Consider the following 14,861-nt stretch of genomic DNA (forward strand, 5'->3'; position numbering starts at 1 on the left):
ATATAATTAGGGCAATTAGAGTTGGAATTTGTTATTTTTAACTTTTGGAATCCGCAATGCCTTATGCTACTCGTTTATACACATAAAATCACACCTCGCGTTACTTATACGTTTAAGCATATATGTAAACGAATTTTAGGTTTAGAAATTGGTTTTACGTCTAAAGTTGAAGATTTTATAGCACACGATAGTCTTAAAATGTCTTACGCAAGACAACCTTTAAGTCATGAGTTGTTTGTAAGAAGCAATAATTTGTTGTTTGAAACAGGGCTGTCAGATATTGATATTAGCGTACAGCAATGGGAGAACACAAAAGGATTTTTCTCTACAGGAGATCGAAGCGATTTACCATTCGATATTTTTGCCGCCTCTTTTTATTTATTAAGTAGATACGAAGAATATTTACCACATGTTAAGGATGATTATGGTCGGTTTTTAGCATCTGAAAGTTTAGCGTCTCAGCATAAGTTTATTAACCAACCTGTTGTAGATATTTGGGCTTATAAGCTTCAAGCTGTTTTGCAAGAGCGGTTTCCAGATTACAAATTTACAACACGTAAATATAACGTTAAGCCAGTGATAGATGTACCCATGGCTTACTATTTTAAACATAAAGGTTTATTGCGAACTATTGGAGGAACTTTAAATGACCTCGGACGTTTTAAATTGAAACAAACGTACACGCGTTATTTAGTTTTAATGGGTTTTAAACGCGATCCTTATGATACTTTTAAGTGGATAATTAGAAAACAAAAAAAATACGATTTTAAATTTATAGTATTGTTTTTAATAGGAGATTATTCAACCTACGATAAAAACATAAGTACGAATAGAAAATCATTTGTATCCTTAATAAAATCGGTTGCAGATTATTGCGATGTTGGAATAAAAGCATCATATTTTTCTTTAAATAATATCAAGACACTTAAAGCGGAAAAGATTAGAATGGAAGGAATTACACATACCGATTTAAAAGCGGTTCGTCATTCGTTTTCTAAACTCAATTTGCCTACGTCTTATCGTAATTTAGTAGAATTAGAAATTAATCAAGATTTTACAATGGGTTATATTGATACCTTAGGTTTTAGAGCAGGTACGTGTACACCATTTCAGTTTTACGATTTAGATTACGAAGTGCAAACGCCGTTGCAAATTAATCCGTATCAGTGTTTAGATTATGCATTGTTAAAATACAATTCAGAGCTCGATAAAACAGAGCATTTACAAAAGTTAATTAACGAAGTTAAAGCCGTGAATGGTACTTTTGTTGCTGTGTTTCATAATTATAGCTTTAGTGATCTTGACCGCTGGAAAGGTTTTAAATCACTATTTAATTTAATATTAGAATCATCAGAATGAAAAACGAAATAAAACATGTGTTTTTCGATTTAGATCATACCCTTTGGGATTTTGATAAAAATTCAGGATTAACGTTTGAAAAGATATTTAAGCTGAATACTATTGAAGTAAATCTCGATGATTTTTTAAGAGTTTACGAACCTATAAATTTTAAATATTGGAAATTATATAGAGAAGAAAAAGTAACAAAATCAAACTTACGGTATGGGAGATTACGAGAAACTTTTGATAAAATAGGAGTCAAAGTTGAAGACGAAATGATATACCATTTGTCTGAAAGTTATATAGATCATCTTTCAACTTTTAATCATTTGTTTGATGGGACTTTTGAAATTCTAAATTATCTGAAGGATAAATACCAGCTTCATATTATTACTAATGGATTTGAAGAAGCTCAGGATAAAAAAATGACCACTTCAAATATTAAACCGTATTTTAAAACAGTTACAAACTCTGAAATGGTAGGAGTGAAAAAGCCAAACCCTAAAATTTTTAATTTTGCGTTAGATTGGGCAAAGGCTAAACCTCACGAAAGTGTTATGATTGGAGACAGTCTAGAAGCAGATATTGAGGGAGCTCATAATATAGGTATGGATACCATTCATTTTGATTATAAGGATACCCATAATAATCATAAATATAAACGCATAACCAATTTAAAAACGCTTGTTAATCACCTTTAAAAAAAATAATATGTCAAAGAAAATAGTAGTTTTAGTTTTATTTATGCTTGTGAGTTGGTATGGTGTAGCTCAAAAAAGTATAAATGATTACAAGTATATTATTGTACCTCAAAAGTTTGATTTTTTTAATACAGAAGACCAATATCAATTAAATTCTCTAACGAAATTTCTATTTAACAAATATGGTTATGAGGCCTTTTTTGCAGGTGACGTTGATGAATTTCCAGAGGATTTAAAAAAGAATCGTTGTTTGGCATTAACCGCTGAAGTAACTAAAGAAAGAGGTGGAATATTTAAAACAAAGCTGTTAATTTCGCTAAAAGATTGTTACGGCGTTACCGTTATGACATCTCAAATAGGAGAGTCGCGAGTAAAAGAGTATAAAAAAGCATATAACCTAGCTTTGAGAGATGCTTTTGTAACCTTCCAAAATTTTAATTATAAATATGTTCCTAAAGCAGACGTAATGGTTAAGCCTGTAAATGCTGAAACGGGAAGTGTAAATGAAAGTACTATTAAAGTAGCAACACCAGAAAATAAAATTGTTGAAACAACTAAAACTGAAGAAGTAGAAAGTGTTAAAACAGAAGTGGTTTCTACAACACATGATTTTTCAGATTTACATTATGCCCAAGAAATTAAAAACGGTTTTCAATTGGTAAATTCAGAACCAAAAATTGTTATGATTTTACTGAGCACTGCAGCAGAAAATGTATTTATTGTTAAAGGGAAGAGTGCCATTGTTTTTAAAGAAGACGGATTTTGGTACTATTCTGAAAACAATGGAGAACTAGGTGATAAAACAGCAATGAACATTAAGTTCTAAACCACTAATAACCATATTTATCTTTCCAAAGCATTTTTAAATAATTTCGCTGTGCTTGTTCACGAGCATTATTTCCTGGATTATATAGTTTTGTATTGGCAATTTCTTGTGGTAAAAATTCTTGAGCTGCAAAGTTGTTTTCGTAACTGTGCGAATATTTATATTGATCTCCATAACCCAATTCTTTCATTAGTTTGGTAGGAGCGTTTCTCATTGCTATTGGAACCGATAAATCACCAGTGTCTTTTACTAATTGTTGGGCTTTGTTTATAGCTTCGTATGCTGCATTGCTTTTTGCCGAACTGGCTAAATAAGTGACACACTGGCTTAATATAATTCGAGATTCTGGATTGCCAATTACAGAAACCGCCTGAAAGGTATTATTTGCAATAACTAAAGCCGTTGGATTAGCATTTCCAATGTCCTCACTAGCGAGAATTAAGAGTCGTCTTGCAATAAACTTTACATCTTCGCCTCCTTCAATCATTCGTGCCAAATAATACACAGCAGCATTTGGGTCGCTTCCGCGAATGGACTTTATAAATGCCGAAACAATATCATAATGCTGCTCTCCTGTTTTGTCGTATCGAGCAGATTTGTTTTGGATTTGTTTCATCACTAAATCATTAGTGATAATAATTTCTTCACCTTCAAATGAAGCAACTAATAGTTCAAAAATATTTAGCAGTTTTCTAGCATCACCACCAGACAATCGAAGTAGTGCTTCTGTCTCTTTTAATTCAATATTTAATTTAGAAAGTTTAGAGTCTTCAGTCATTGCGCGTTGAAGTAAATCTTCTAAATCTGTTTTGCTAAATGCATTTAAAATGTAAACTTGGCATCTAGAAAGTAATGCAGAGATAACTTCAAAACTTGGATTTTCGGTGGTTGCTCCTATTAAGGTAATCCAGCCTCTTTCTACAGCTTCTAAAAGTGAATCTTGTTGCGATTTACTAAAACGATGAATCTCATCAATAAACAAAATAGGGTTTTTTGTGGTAAACATACCACCACTTTTTTTTGCTTTATCAATAACTTCTCTGATGTCTTTTACCCCAGAATTGATGGCACTTAATTTAAAAAACGGACGTTCAGATTCATTGGCAATAATATTAGCAAGTGTCGTTTTTCCAATACCTGGAGGCCCCCAAAGTATAAGTGAAGGAATTACACCGTTTTTAATTTGCTGATAAAGCACACCGTCTTTGCCAACTAGATGTTGTTGACTTAAATAATCGTTTAGTGTTTTTGGCCTAAGGCGTTCTGCTAATGGAATATTCATAATTCAAAATTACAAAATGCTTTTGTGATGTATTAATTTAATTTCATCTTAAAATACCTTTTTCTGCCAATTTTGCAGACTATCCTATTTTGGCTACAAAATTGAAAGAGATTTATAACATGAGCAAACATCAACATTTTAAATATTCTAATAGTATTATTGTCTACCCTTTGATGATTTTGTTCAGTATTTGGTTGGTGTTTTGGTATCAAGTAAGAATAGATAGTGGTATAAAAGCTCTTGGAATAAGACCTCAAAAAATTGACGGACTTATAGGAATTGTAACAAGTCCATTTCTACACGGAGACATTAATCATATTTATAACAATTCTATTCCTCTTTTTGTACTCAGTGTAGCTCTGTTTTATTTCTACAATAAAATAGCATGGAAAGTACTAGGTTTTGGCATTTTATTATCAGGACTTTTAACATGGGTTATTGCTAATAATGGAAATCATATTGGAGCAAGTGGTTTAGTTTATGTGTTGGTTAGTTTTATGTTTTTTAAAGGGATTTTTGCCAAACATTATAGATTAATTGCTCTGTCTCTAGTCGTTATTTTTCTTTACGGAAGCATGATTTGGTATGTGTTTCCTATTAAAAGTGGTATGTCTTGGGAAGGGCATTTAAGTGGATTAATTACAGGCTTGGTGTTTGCATTAGTTTTTAGAAAACAAGTTGCAAAACCAGACCGTTATAAATGGGAAGAACCAGATTATAATGAAGAGGATGATCCGTTTATGAAACACTTTGATGAAAATGGAAACTTTATTGAGCTTCAACCTGAAGAAGATATAGAAGTTGAATCTGAAATTGAGGATAATCAAAAGCCCTCAAATAATCACAATAGAATCAGTATCAAATATACATTCAAAAAAAATGAAGATTAACGGCGTTGTCTAACGGCTTCATATAAAAAAGCACCACAAGCCACAGAAACATTTAAAGATTCTATTTCGCCTAGTATAGGAAGTTTTGCTTGGTCGTCTACAACTTTTAAAACAGATGGATTAATTCCTCGGCCTTCAGACCCCATAATTATAGCACATGGTTCTTTAAAAGAGACATCATATAAATAATTGTCTGCTTTTTCAGTAGCAGCAATAACTTTTATTCCTGAAGACTGCATATGGAAAACGGCATCTTTAATATGGTCTACTTTACAAATAGGCATTTTAAAAATAGCTCCAGCACTTGTTTTTATAGTATCTCCATTAATAGGTGCTCCTCCTTTTTTCTGAATAATAATACCATTGACTCCTGTACATTCTGCAGTACGAACAATGGCACCAAAATTTCTTACATCACTTAATTGGTCTAATAATAAGAATAAAGGTGTTTTTCCAGATTCAATAACACTCATTACTAAGTCGTCAATATCATGAAAAGCAATTGGAGATATTTGTGCTACAGCTCCTTGATGATTACCTCGAGTTAGACGATTTAATTTTTCAATAGGAACGTAAGAAGAATTAATGCCTTCAGTACGAATAGCAAGTTCTAATTCTTGGAACAATTCACCATGAAGTCCTTTTTGCATAAAAACCTTATCTATGGTTTCACCAGATTTTATGGCTTCAATAATCGCTCTAATTCCAAAGATTGTAGTTTCGTTCTTCATGCTGCAAAGGTATAAAAAAAACCATCCGGAAATTGAGATGGTTTATCAAATTAATTCAAGTTTGTTAACTTAGTTTTTTGCCACCTTTTTACTTATAATATTGGTGTCTGAATAAATCTGTAAAAAATAGATGCCGTTTGGCTGGTTATATAAATCAATAGTGTTAGATGTAGTTGTATAGATTTTTTTTCCAATAACATTATAAACGTCAATTTTATCAATAGTTAATTCTGATATTATTTTTAAGGATCCGCTTGTAGGATTAGGGTACACTTTGGTTATTAGTGTTTCATAATTGGAAACACTTAAATTTTTACATGCCGTTATATTTGAATTTAATTCAATAGGTGCGCTTGGTGTTAAATCTCTATTTGTAAAAGCGGGATAATCTATATGATATTTTTGTGCTCTAAAACTGGTATTAGAATAGGTGGAAGGGTTGGTTCCTTGTGAAATGATATTTCCATTAGAAGTATTTATTGGATTTATATATTCCCATACAACTTCTTCTGTCGTTGTGATTTCAAAGAAGCGACCATTGATTCCTTCGCAAATTAGAGTATTTCCGTTTGGTAAGCGCTGTGCACTGCTTAGTATACCAGAGTAGAAGTTTAAAGCGCCCGTAGAGCTTCCGTAAGTGTAATCTGGAGATATAGGGCCATATGCACTTCCTGTATCATAAGAATATACTCCTGGGCTATCGGTTTCAGGGTTTACAATACAAGCTTCAGAAAATAAGGGTAACCTTCCTCTACCATTATTAAATAATAAAATTTTATTTTCATCTAATAGGCCGGGTTTAATAAAATGAGGAGAGTGTTGTCCGTAAAGTTGTCGGTCTGATTCGTCACCTTGATTATAGGCTTGAGGGTTTCCCCAGCGGTATAGAAAATCGCCTCCTTTATTATAGATGCCTCCTTCGCCTGTAGCTGCTTCTTCAGTTGTAGTAGAGTGATCTATAATATAAAATTCACTTAAATTTCTAGAGCTTATTATAATCTGATCTAAAATAGGATTGTAATTTATTGAATTAAAATGAAGCCAATTGGCACCTCCATCACCTCCATTTAAAAAGTTGATATTTAATTTTTCGGGATGTAAGGCTATATCACCAAAATTGTCTTTTTCGTCATCAAAATCCTGAATAACATGGTCCATGATGTTCCATTTCCATACAATTTCAGCACTGTCTTCGCCAATAGGAGTAACTTCTATAATTTGTTCATTGTATAAAATGTCTTCATTTAGAAGTGATGGGTTGCGTCCTAGTTGTAGAGCTTCAGAATTAGTAATCTTAGTAACTGCAAGAATAAGAACATTTCCGTTAGGCATAGGGAATACGTCATGGTGTTGTCGCATTGTCGAATTGTCATAAAAATATTGCCAAGTGAGGTTGCCCTCCCAATCAAATAGTTCTATAACGCCACCTTGTCCACCAAAAACAATATCACTACTTTCAGTTCTACCAGCTCTTAAAATATTTCCATTTTCTAATAAATGAACAGCATTGCCAGGCGGGAACTCACTAGACCACTGATTTATAATTTCTCCACAATTATTAATTAAGTAAGTTTCCGTAAAAGCACTAAATAAGGTGTAGCCATCTGCAACACCTTCAGAAATAAGTGTTGTACCAATAGTGTTTTGGGAATAAGAAACGTTAATTGTAATTAAGAGTGTGAAAATTATTTTTTTTAACATGAGTTTTTCTTTAAAAAGTTGCAGTTAAGCTAATATGTATTTTAGAATCTGATAATTTAAATTGTCTGTTTTCTGTTTTTCCGCTAGAATAATTTAAACGAAAAAGGCCAGCATTGGTAAGTAGGCCTAGTCCAAACCCAAAACCAAATAGTTTTTCTTTGCTATTTGTAAGTCTATTTTCAAAATAGGCAGCATCTAAAACCGAATGTACATAAATATCATTACTTAAACGATATCTGTATTCGGTACTTAGAACTCCGTAGAGATTGGCAACCAAACTATTTTCTTCAAATCCACGAATGGAATTGATACCTCCAAAACGAAATAATTCATTATCTAAATAATCGTCTGAAATAAGTGTTGCTCCATTTAAACGTGCATAAAAACTGTTCTTATTATTAAGATTAAATATCTTGTAAGCATCTATGTTAAATACACTTTGTTTTTGCGTGCCTAAGTTGTTATCTCTGTTTCCATAGCCAGAAGAGGCATCCAACCAAAAGTTAATAGGAAATAAAGGATCAGAGAATTGAGGTTTTGTATAATTGTAGTGTAATGTATAATAATTAGATGTGTAATCGTTTAAAATATCAGTATCGTCATCTAATAAGTTTGTTGAATTTGTAGTATTAATTCCTATTCCAATTTTATGCTGGGCATTAATTTGATAATTAATTTTTGCGTATTGCTTAGCAGTTAAAAAGGTAGAGTCTTTTCTAAAAATATTAAGGCCAACTTGCAACCCAATAGGAGAGCTAAATAGATAAGGTAAATCAGCATCTACATTGATTGTTTGTTGATCTATCTCATCGCTTTTATAAAAAAGATTTAAGGTCTCTCCGTAGTTAAGATTGTTAATCAGTCGTAAATCTAAATAACCATCAAATTCAATCTTATTAGTGTTTTCGTTAGTGCCAAAGCCAAGGAAACCATCAAAGTTGTTTGTCTTTGTTTTTTCTACATATATATATAGTGTTGTAGAATCTTGGGTAAAAAGCACTTCTGGGTCTTTTATTTTATTAGCAAATCGTAAGTCGTTTAATAGTTCAATTTTTTCTTTAATAGCATTTAGGTTGAAAGACTTTCCTGTTCTTAACTTTAAGAAACGTTTTAAGTAAGATTTCGGAAACTTCTCATAGCCTTTTACAATAATCTTATCAATTCGTCTTTTTTGGTTCGTTACAATTTTTAAGTCGGCTGAAATTAAATCAGATGCTAATTTAGAAATATTAATAAGCTGTAAAGTTGAAAACGGATCACCTTGTTCGGCAATTGTAGAATTTAAGTTTTTTAAATAGGTTTCTAGCTCAGTTATTCTGAGTTCAAAGTAATTATTGTCTTTTGATTGATGAATAAGGTTCAAATATTCAGTATTAAAATCCGAAGGGTAATAGATTCGAATTCGGTTTATCCGTTTGCCCGTTATTAGTTGTGCTTTAAAAAGAGAGTCGTTTTGTTTAGTAATACTTTCAATTGAAGTGTCAATATAGCCCCTTTTTGTCAGCTTAATTTTAAGATTTTGAATTTCAATTTCTAAATTTTTGTAATTATTGAAGCTCTTTTGGTAACCTAGAGAGTCAATAGTTGCCGTTGAAACTTCGTTTTCTCCAATAACTTTTAAATTGATAGATTGAGAAGTGCCTAGATTTGAAAAAACTAGAAGAATAAGAAAAAAAAGAAAACGGCTGTAAAACGGCATGGACACTAAATAGAGTAACTCTTATGTAACGTAAAAATAAGTGATATTATATACGAATGAAATGAAAGTTCATATTTCTTTTAAAAATTAATTCTCAAGTGTTTGAATAATAGATATTAATTACTACATTTGCACCCCTCAAAAGTGAGGATTAATAAAATTTTATATAGAAATATATGCCAACAATTTCACAATTAGTACGAAAAGGAAGAGCCAAAATAACCAAGAAGAGTAAATCGGCTGCTTTAGATTCGTGTCCTCAAAGACGTGGTGTATGTACTCGTGTTTATACAACGACACCTAAGAAACCTAACTCAGCAATGCGTAAGGTAGCAAGGGTTCGTTTAACAAACGGAAACGAAGTAAATGCATACATTGGTGGAGAAGGTCACAATTTACAAGAGCACTCGATAGTATTGGTTAGAGGTGGAAGGGTAAAAGATTTGCCAGGAGTTAGATATCACATCGTTCGTGGTGCTTTAGATACAGCAGGTGTATCAGGAAGAACACAGCGTAGATCTAAGTATGGTGCAAAACGCCCTAAGAAGTAATTAAAAACTTTAAGAAGAAGACATGAGAAAAAGAGCAGCAAAAAAGAGACCGCTTTTACCAGATCCAAGATTTAATGATCAGTTAGTAACACGTTTTGTTAACATGATGATGTGGGATGGTAAGAAGTCTGTAGCTTTTAAAGTATTCTATGATGCAATTGATATTGTTGAAGAGAAAAAGAATGATGACGAAAAAACAGCTTTAGAGATTTGGAAAGAAGCTTTATCAAATGTGATGCCTCACGTAGAAGTACGTAGTCGTCGTGTTGGTGGTGCTACATTCCAGATTCCAATGCAAATTCGTCCAGACCGTAAGGTTTCAACTGCGATGAAATGGTTAATTAGCTTTTCACGTAAGAGAAATGAAAAATCTATGGCGCAACGCTTAGCGGCAGAAGTTTTAGCAGCAGCTAAAGAAGAAGGAGCTGCGGTTAAGAAAAGAACTGATACGCATAAGATGGCAGAAGCAAATAAAGCATTCTCACACTTTAGATTTTAAGAAATGGCAAGAGATTTAAAACTTACAAGAAATATAGGAATTGCAGCTCATATTGATGCTGGTAAAACAACAACAACAGAGCGTATTCTTTTTTATACGGGAGTTTCACACAAAATTGGAGAAGTGCATGATGGTGCTTCTACAATGGACTGGATGGAGCAAGAGGCAGAAAGAGGTATTACAATTACGTCTGCTGCAACTACTTGTGATTGGACATTCCCAAAAGAAAATGGTGAGCCAACAGCAGACGCTAAAGATTACCATTTTAACATTATTGATACACCTGGTCACGTAGATTTTACGGTAGAAGTTAACCGTTCATTACGTGTATTAGATGGTTTAGTGTTTTTGTTTAGTGCAGTTGATGGTGTAGAGCCACAATCTGAAACTAACTGGAGGCTAGCAGATAACTATAAAGTTCCAAGAATTGGTTTCGTTAATAAAATGGACCGTCAAGGATCTGACTTTTTAGGTGTTTGTCAGCAAGTAAAAGATATGTTGAAGTCTAACGCAGTGCCAATCGTTTTAAACATTGGTGATGAAGATAACTTCAAAGGTATTGTAGATTTAGTTAAAAACAGAGCTATTGTATGGCATGATGATAACTATGGTTCTACTTTTGATGTTGTTGATATTCCTGAAGACATGAAGGACGAGGTACGTAAGTACCGTGCTTTATTAATCGAGGAAGTAGCAAGTTACGACGAGAACTTACTTGAGAAATTCATGGAAGATGAAGACTCTATAACAGAAGATGAAGTGCACGCTGCACTTAGAGCTGCTGTAATGGATATGGCTATTATACCAATGGTATGTGGTTCTTCATTTAAGAATAAAGGTGTACAGTTTTTATTAGATGCTGTTTGTCGTTATTTACCTTCTCCAATGGATAGAGAAAGTGTAGTAGGTGTTAATCCTGATACAGATAAAGAAGAAAGACGTAAGCCAAGTGTTGATGAACCTTTTTCAGCCTTAGCGTTTAAGATTGCTACAGATCCTTTTGTAGGTCGTTTAGCTTTCTTTAGAGCGTATTCTGGTCGTTTAGATGCAGGGTCTTATATCTTAAACAACCGTTCAGGTAAAAAAGAACGTATCTCACGTATCTATCAAATGCACTCTAATAAGCAAAATGCTATCGATTTTATCGAAGCAGGAGATATTGGAGCAGCAGTAGGATTTAAAGACATTAAGACTGGTGATACTATGTCTGATGAAAAACATCCTATTGTTTTAGAATCTATGGACTTCCCTGATCCTGTAATTGGTATCGCGGTAGAACCTAAGACTAAAGCAGATGTTGATAAGTTAGGTATGGCTTTAGCTAAATTAGCGGAAGAAGATCCAACGTTTACAGCAAGAACAGATGAGTCTTCAGGACAGACAATTATTTCTGGAATGGGTGAGCTTCACTTAGATATTATTGTAGACCGTTTAAAAAGAGAATTTAAAGTTGAGGTTAACCAAGGTCAACCACAAGTTGAATATAAAGAAGCCATTACTCAAGCTGCAGATCATAGAGAAGTTTATAAGAAACAATCAGGTGGTCGTGGTAAGTTTGCTGATATCGTATTTACGATTGAGCCAGCAGATGAAGGTGTAGTAGGTCTTCAGTTTGAATCTGTAATTAAAGGTGGTAACGTTCCTAAAGAATTTATCCCTTCAATTGAAAAAGGATTCAAAATGGCAATGGCTAATGGTCCATTAGCAGGTTACGAAGTAGATTCTATGAAAGTAACTTTAAAGGATGGATCTTATCACGATGTGGATTCGGATCAATTATCATTCGAATTAGCAGCAAAACTTGGTTTTAAAAATTCAGCTAAAGCAGCTAAAGCAGTTATAATGGAGCCAATCATGAAACTTGAGGTGATTACACCAGAAGAAAACATGGGTGATATTGTTGGAGATTTAAATAGAAGACGAGGTCAAGTTAGTGACATGGGTGATAGAGCTGGTGCAAAAACTGTAAAAGCTACTGTGCCATTATCTGAGATGTTCGGTTATGTTACAACATTAAGAACATTGTCTTCAGGTCGTGCAACATCAACAATGGAATTTTCTCACTATGCTGAAACTCCTTCTAATATATCTGAAGAAGTAATAAAAGCAGCTAAAGGAGTTGAATCGTAAATCTTAAGAAAATGAGTCAAAAAATCAGAATAAAATTAAAGTCTTACGATCACAACTTAGTAGACAAGTCTGCTGATAAGATTGTAAAAACAGTAAAAAGTACAGGTGCAGTAGTAACAGGACCAATTCCTTTACCAACACACAAGAAAATTTTCACTGTATTACGTTCACCACACGTAAACAAGAAGTCAAGAGAACAATTTCAATTAAGCTCTTATAAGAGACTTTTAGATATTTACTCTTCGTCTTCTAAGACAATTGACGCTTTAATGAAGCTTGAATTACCAAGTGGAGTTGAAGTTGAAATCAAAGTGTAATTAGCATTAACATGTCCCAAGCTGCGAGCGAAGGAAAAACGGTAAAAAATACAATTCAAGGCTGAAACGTATTTCAGCCTTGAATATTTATAAATAAAAAAGATCAAATGAATAAAATAAATAAATATATTCTTTTACTAGCAGTAGTATTTAGTTTTTCTTGTAGCAGTGACGATGATAATTCTAACGATGGAGGTTCATCGGTTTTAGGAACATATACATTAGATAGTTTAGTGCCAAGCTCTACTATAGATGCTGATGCTAATGGAACTTTTACTACAGAAGATATTATTGATCTCATCAATTGTGATTTTAAAATAGTACTTACAGATAATACTATTACCATCAATATGGATGATTTTTCAGTGTACCAACCAGCAACGGTTTCATCTGGTCCTGAAGGAGTAGAATTAGATTTAGAATTAGTAGAATGTCAGAGTTATACTGAATCTGGAACTTATACAGTAGAAGACGGAAGTTTAATTTCTACTATTGATGATGAGCAAAATATCTTAGCTATTAGTGGAAATGAAATAACTTTAATTTATACAAGTTATTTCCATACAAGTGCTGATTCTGGAAATGATACTTCAGTTCAGTTTACAGCAAAGTTTAGTAAATAAATAATAATAACAAATAAATAATAATTATGTCTGGGTTAATTGGAAAAAAAATCGGTATGACCAGCATTTTCGATGAAAATGGGAAGAACATTCCTTGTACAGTAATCGAAGCTGGACCATGTATCGTTACCCAAGTCAGAACTGAAGAAGTGGATGGTTATTCTGCCCTTCAATTAGGTTTCGATGACGCGACAGAAAAAAGCGCTACTAAAGCAGACTTAGGTCATGCTAAAAAAGCGGGTACTTCTGTAAAACGCAAAGTTGTTGAATTCAAAGGTTTTGATGAGGAGTACAAATTAGGTGATGCAATCACTGTAGAGCAATTTACTGAAGGAGAATTTGTGGATGTCGCAGGTACTTCAAAAGGTAAAGGTTTTCAAGGTGTAGTAAAACGTCACGGATTCGGAGGTGTAGGTCAAGCAACGCATGGTCAACATAACCGTTTAAGAGCTCCAGGTTCTATTGGTGCAGCTTCTTATCCTGCGAGAGTATTCAAAGGAATGAAGATGGCCGGAAGAATGGGTGGTGAAACAGTAAAAGTTCAAAATTTAAGAGTTTACAAAGTAGTTCCAGAAAAGAACTTACTTGTGGTTAAAGGATGTGTTCCTGGTCATAAAAACTCTTATGTAATTATTCAGAAGTAATGAAGGTAGCAGTTTTAGATATAAACGGAAAAGACACTGGAAGAAAAGCTGAGCTTTCTAAAGAAGTGTTCGCTATAGAGCCTAATAATCACGCTGTCTATTTAGATGTTAAGCAATACTTAGCAAATCAAAGACAAGGTACACATAAGGCTAAAGAAAGAGCAGATATCTCTGGAAGTACACGTAAGATAAAAAAACAGAAAGGTACTGGTACTGCGAGAGCAGGTAGTATTAAATCTGGTGTATTTAGAGGTGGTGGTCGTATGTTTGGTCCTAGACCAAGAAATTACGGTTTTAAATTAAACAAAAACGTAAAACGATTAGCGCGTAAATCTGCATTAAGTATTAAGGCAAATGACAAATCAATTTTAGTAATGGAAGACTTCAGTTTTGATGCTCCAAAGACTAAAAACTTTGTTAATGTATTAAAGGCTTTAGAGGTAGAAAACAAAAAATCTCTTATTGTGTTGGGTGAAACAAATAATAATGTATATTTGTCATCACGCAATTTTAAAGGGTCTGAAGTTATAAAGACTTCAGAGTTAAGCACTTATAAAATTATGAATGCTAATAAAGTTATTCTAATTGAGAGTGCATTAGAAGGAATTGAATCGAATTTAAGTAAATAGAACAGATGAGTATCTTAATAAAACCTATCATCACAGAAAAAGCAACCATGCAAAGTGAGTTGTTAAATGCATATGCATTTGAAGTGAATACAAAGGCGAACAAGGTAGAAATCAAAAAAGCGGTGGAAGCTGCTTATGGAGTTTCTGTTGAAAAAGTTCGTACAATAAATGTCCGTCCAGAAAGAAGAACACGTCACACAAAGACTGGTATTCAACATGGTAAAACAAATGCTGTTAAAAAGGCAATTGTACAACTGGCGGAAGGTGAAGTAATAGATTTATACACTAACATGTAAT

General features: G+C 33.1%; 16 protein-coding genes. 12 read left to right on the plus strand and 4 right to left on the minus strand.

Features of this window, described 5'->3' with window-relative positions; genetic code table 11:
• The first annotated feature begins 63 nt into the window (after nt 1–63).
• From ABD730_RS00505 to ABD730_RS00515, 3 genes are read left to right on the plus strand one after another with little or no spacing between them, the layout of a single operon-like run.
• Nucleotides 64–1,359 carry a polysaccharide deacetylase family protein gene (locus ABD730_RS00505; protein ID WP_486389693.1) on the plus strand — a complete coding sequence of 432 codons (1,296 nt, stop codon included), beginning with the start codon at nt 64–66 and terminating at the stop codon, nt 1,357–1,359.
• Complete coding sequence (locus tag ABD730_RS00510; RefSeq protein WP_334470474.1) at nt 1,356–2,042, plus strand: YjjG family noncanonical pyrimidine nucleotidase; 687 nt, start codon at nt 1,356–1,358, stop codon at nt 2,040–2,042. The genes ABD730_RS00505 and ABD730_RS00510 overlap by 4 nt, the downstream gene beginning before the upstream one ends.
• Before the next feature lie 10 nt (nt 2,043–2,052).
• Nucleotides 2,053–2,868, plus strand: coding sequence for a hypothetical protein (locus ABD730_RS00515; RefSeq protein WP_344711831.1), 816 nt, complete (start codon nt 2,053–2,055; stop codon nt 2,866–2,868).
• Between the two features lie 4 nt (nt 2,869–2,872).
• Here the strand turns inward: ABD730_RS00515 and ABD730_RS00520 are convergent, their stop codons facing one another.
• Nucleotides 2,873–4,150: a replication-associated recombination protein A gene (locus ABD730_RS00520; protein ID WP_344711833.1), complete on the minus strand. Its 1,278-nt coding sequence runs from the start codon at nt 4,148–4,150 to the stop codon at nt 2,873–2,875.
• A gap of 119 nt (nt 4,151–4,269) precedes the next feature.
• Between ABD730_RS00520 and ABD730_RS00525 the strand changes: the two genes are divergently transcribed.
• A complete protein-coding gene (locus tag ABD730_RS00525) occupies nt 4,270–5,040 on the plus strand; it encodes a rhomboid family intramembrane serine protease (RefSeq protein WP_215927662.1) in 771 nt (256 codons plus the stop codon).
• Here ABD730_RS00525 and rlmB read toward each other — a convergent pair.
• The 3 genes from rlmB to ABD730_RS00540 all read right to left on the minus strand — a co-directional run bounded on the left by rlmB (nt 5,037) and on the right by ABD730_RS00540 (nt 9,171).
• A complete protein-coding gene (gene rlmB / locus ABD730_RS00530; RefSeq protein WP_334470468.1) occupies nt 5,037–5,771 on the minus strand; it encodes a 23S rRNA (guanosine(2251)-2'-O)-methyltransferase RlmB in 735 nt (244 codons plus the stop codon). The two genes, ABD730_RS00525 and rlmB, sit on opposite strands and share 4 nt — an antisense overlap.
• 69 nt (nt 5,772–5,840) lie before the next feature.
• A complete protein-coding gene (locus ABD730_RS00535; protein WP_344711837.1) occupies nt 5,841–7,472 on the minus strand; it encodes an aryl-sulfate sulfotransferase in 1,632 nt (543 codons plus the stop codon).
• Nucleotides 7,473–7,482: 10 nt separating this feature from the next.
• Nucleotides 7,483–9,171 (minus strand): POTRA domain-containing protein, encoded by a 1,689-nt coding sequence (locus tag ABD730_RS00540; RefSeq protein WP_344711840.1) that lies wholly within the window; start codon nt 9,169–9,171, stop codon nt 7,483–7,485.
• 176 nt (nt 9,172–9,347) lie between these two features.
• Between ABD730_RS00540 and rpsL the strand changes: the two genes are divergently transcribed.
• The 8 genes from rpsL to rplW all read left to right on the plus strand — a co-directional run bounded on the left by rpsL (nt 9,348) and on the right by rplW (nt 14,860).
• On the plus strand, nt 9,348–9,722 hold the full coding sequence (rpsL, locus tag ABD730_RS00545; RefSeq protein ID WP_019386263.1) for a 30S ribosomal protein S12: 375 nt from the start codon (nt 9,348–9,350) through the stop codon (nt 9,720–9,722).
• 22 nt (nt 9,723–9,744) lie between these two features.
• Nucleotides 9,745–10,221: a 30S ribosomal protein S7 gene (gene rpsG, locus ABD730_RS00550; protein WP_178984421.1), complete on the plus strand. Its 477-nt coding sequence runs from the start codon at nt 9,745–9,747 to the stop codon at nt 10,219–10,221.
• Between the two features lie 3 nt (nt 10,222–10,224).
• Nucleotides 10,225–12,351, plus strand: a complete 2,127-nt coding sequence (fusA, locus tag ABD730_RS00555) for an elongation factor G (RefSeq protein ID WP_344711847.1) — start codon at nt 10,225–10,227, stop codon at nt 12,349–12,351.
• 11 nt (nt 12,352–12,362) lie between these two features.
• Nucleotides 12,363–12,668, plus strand: coding sequence for a 30S ribosomal protein S10 (gene rpsJ, locus ABD730_RS00560; RefSeq protein WP_007650482.1), 306 nt, complete (start codon nt 12,363–12,365; stop codon nt 12,666–12,668).
• Between the two features lie 107 nt (nt 12,669–12,775).
• Nucleotides 12,776–13,291 (plus strand): hypothetical protein, encoded by a 516-nt coding sequence (locus tag ABD730_RS00565; protein ID WP_344711849.1) that lies wholly within the window; start codon nt 12,776–12,778, stop codon nt 13,289–13,291.
• 26 nt (nt 13,292–13,317) lie between these two features.
• Nucleotides 13,318–13,935, plus strand: coding sequence for a 50S ribosomal protein L3 (gene rplC, locus ABD730_RS00570; RefSeq protein ID WP_215927671.1), 618 nt, complete (start codon nt 13,318–13,320; stop codon nt 13,933–13,935).
• Nucleotides 13,935–14,564 (plus strand): 50S ribosomal protein L4, encoded by a 630-nt coding sequence (rplD, locus tag ABD730_RS00575; RefSeq protein WP_215927673.1) that lies wholly within the window; start codon nt 13,935–13,937, stop codon nt 14,562–14,564. Before rplC ends, rplD begins: the two co-directional genes overlap by 1 nt.
• Nucleotides 14,565–14,569: 5 nt before the next feature.
• Nucleotides 14,570–14,860 carry a 50S ribosomal protein L23 gene (gene rplW, locus ABD730_RS00580; protein ID WP_173302428.1) on the plus strand — a complete coding sequence of 97 codons (291 nt, stop codon included), beginning with the start codon at nt 14,570–14,572 and terminating at the stop codon, nt 14,858–14,860.
• Nucleotide 14,861: the final 1 nt, after the last annotated feature.

It is taken from the genome of Winogradskyella damuponensis (assembly GCF_039538385.1).
GTDB lineage: Bacteria > Bacteroidota > Bacteroidia > Flavobacteriales > Flavobacteriaceae > Winogradskyella > Winogradskyella damuponensis.

Coding starts and splice junctions, on each gene's coding strand:
- rpsJ (WP_007650482.1), top strand. CDS start 12,363: ATGAGTCAAAAAATCAGAATAAAATTAAAGTCTTACGATCACAACTTA.
- rpsL (WP_019386263.1), top strand. CDS start 9,348: ATGCCAACAATTTCACAATTAGTACGAAAAGGAAGAGCCAAAATAACC.
- rplD (WP_215927673.1), top strand. CDS start 13,935: ATGAAGGTAGCAGTTTTAGATATAAACGGAAAAGACACTGGAAGAAAA.
- ABD730_RS00535 (WP_344711837.1), bottom strand. CDS start 7,472: ATGTTAAAAAAAATAATTTTCACACTCTTAATTACAATTAACGTTTCT.
- ABD730_RS00510 (WP_334470474.1), top strand. CDS start 1,356: ATGAAAAACGAAATAAAACATGTGTTTTTCGATTTAGATCATACCCTT.
- rplW (WP_173302428.1), top strand. CDS start 14,570: ATGAGTATCTTAATAAAACCTATCATCACAGAAAAAGCAACCATGCAA.
- rpsG (WP_178984421.1), top strand. CDS start 9,745: ATGAGAAAAAGAGCAGCAAAAAAGAGACCGCTTTTACCAGATCCAAGA.
- ABD730_RS00520 (WP_344711833.1), bottom strand. CDS start 4,150: ATGAATATTCCATTAGCAGAACGCCTTAGGCCAAAAACACTAAACGAT.
- ABD730_RS00525 (WP_215927662.1), top strand. CDS start 4,270: ATGAGCAAACATCAACATTTTAAATATTCTAATAGTATTATTGTCTAC.
- fusA (WP_344711847.1), top strand. CDS start 10,225: ATGGCAAGAGATTTAAAACTTACAAGAAATATAGGAATTGCAGCTCAT.
- rplC (WP_215927671.1), top strand. CDS start 13,318: ATGTCTGGGTTAATTGGAAAAAAAATCGGTATGACCAGCATTTTCGAT.
- ABD730_RS00565 (WP_344711849.1), top strand. CDS start 12,776: ATGAATAAAATAAATAAATATATTCTTTTACTAGCAGTAGTATTTAGT.
- ABD730_RS00505 (WP_486389693.1), top strand. CDS start 64: ATGCTACTCGTTTATACACATAAAATCACACCTCGCGTTACTTATACG.
- ABD730_RS00515 (WP_344711831.1), top strand. CDS start 2,053: ATGTCAAAGAAAATAGTAGTTTTAGTTTTATTTATGCTTGTGAGTTGG.
- rlmB (WP_334470468.1), bottom strand. CDS start 5,771: ATGAAGAACGAAACTACAATCTTTGGAATTAGAGCGATTATTGAAGCC.
- ABD730_RS00540 (WP_344711840.1), bottom strand. CDS start 9,171: ATGCCGTTTTACAGCCGTTTTCTTTTTTTTCTTATTCTTCTAGTTTTT.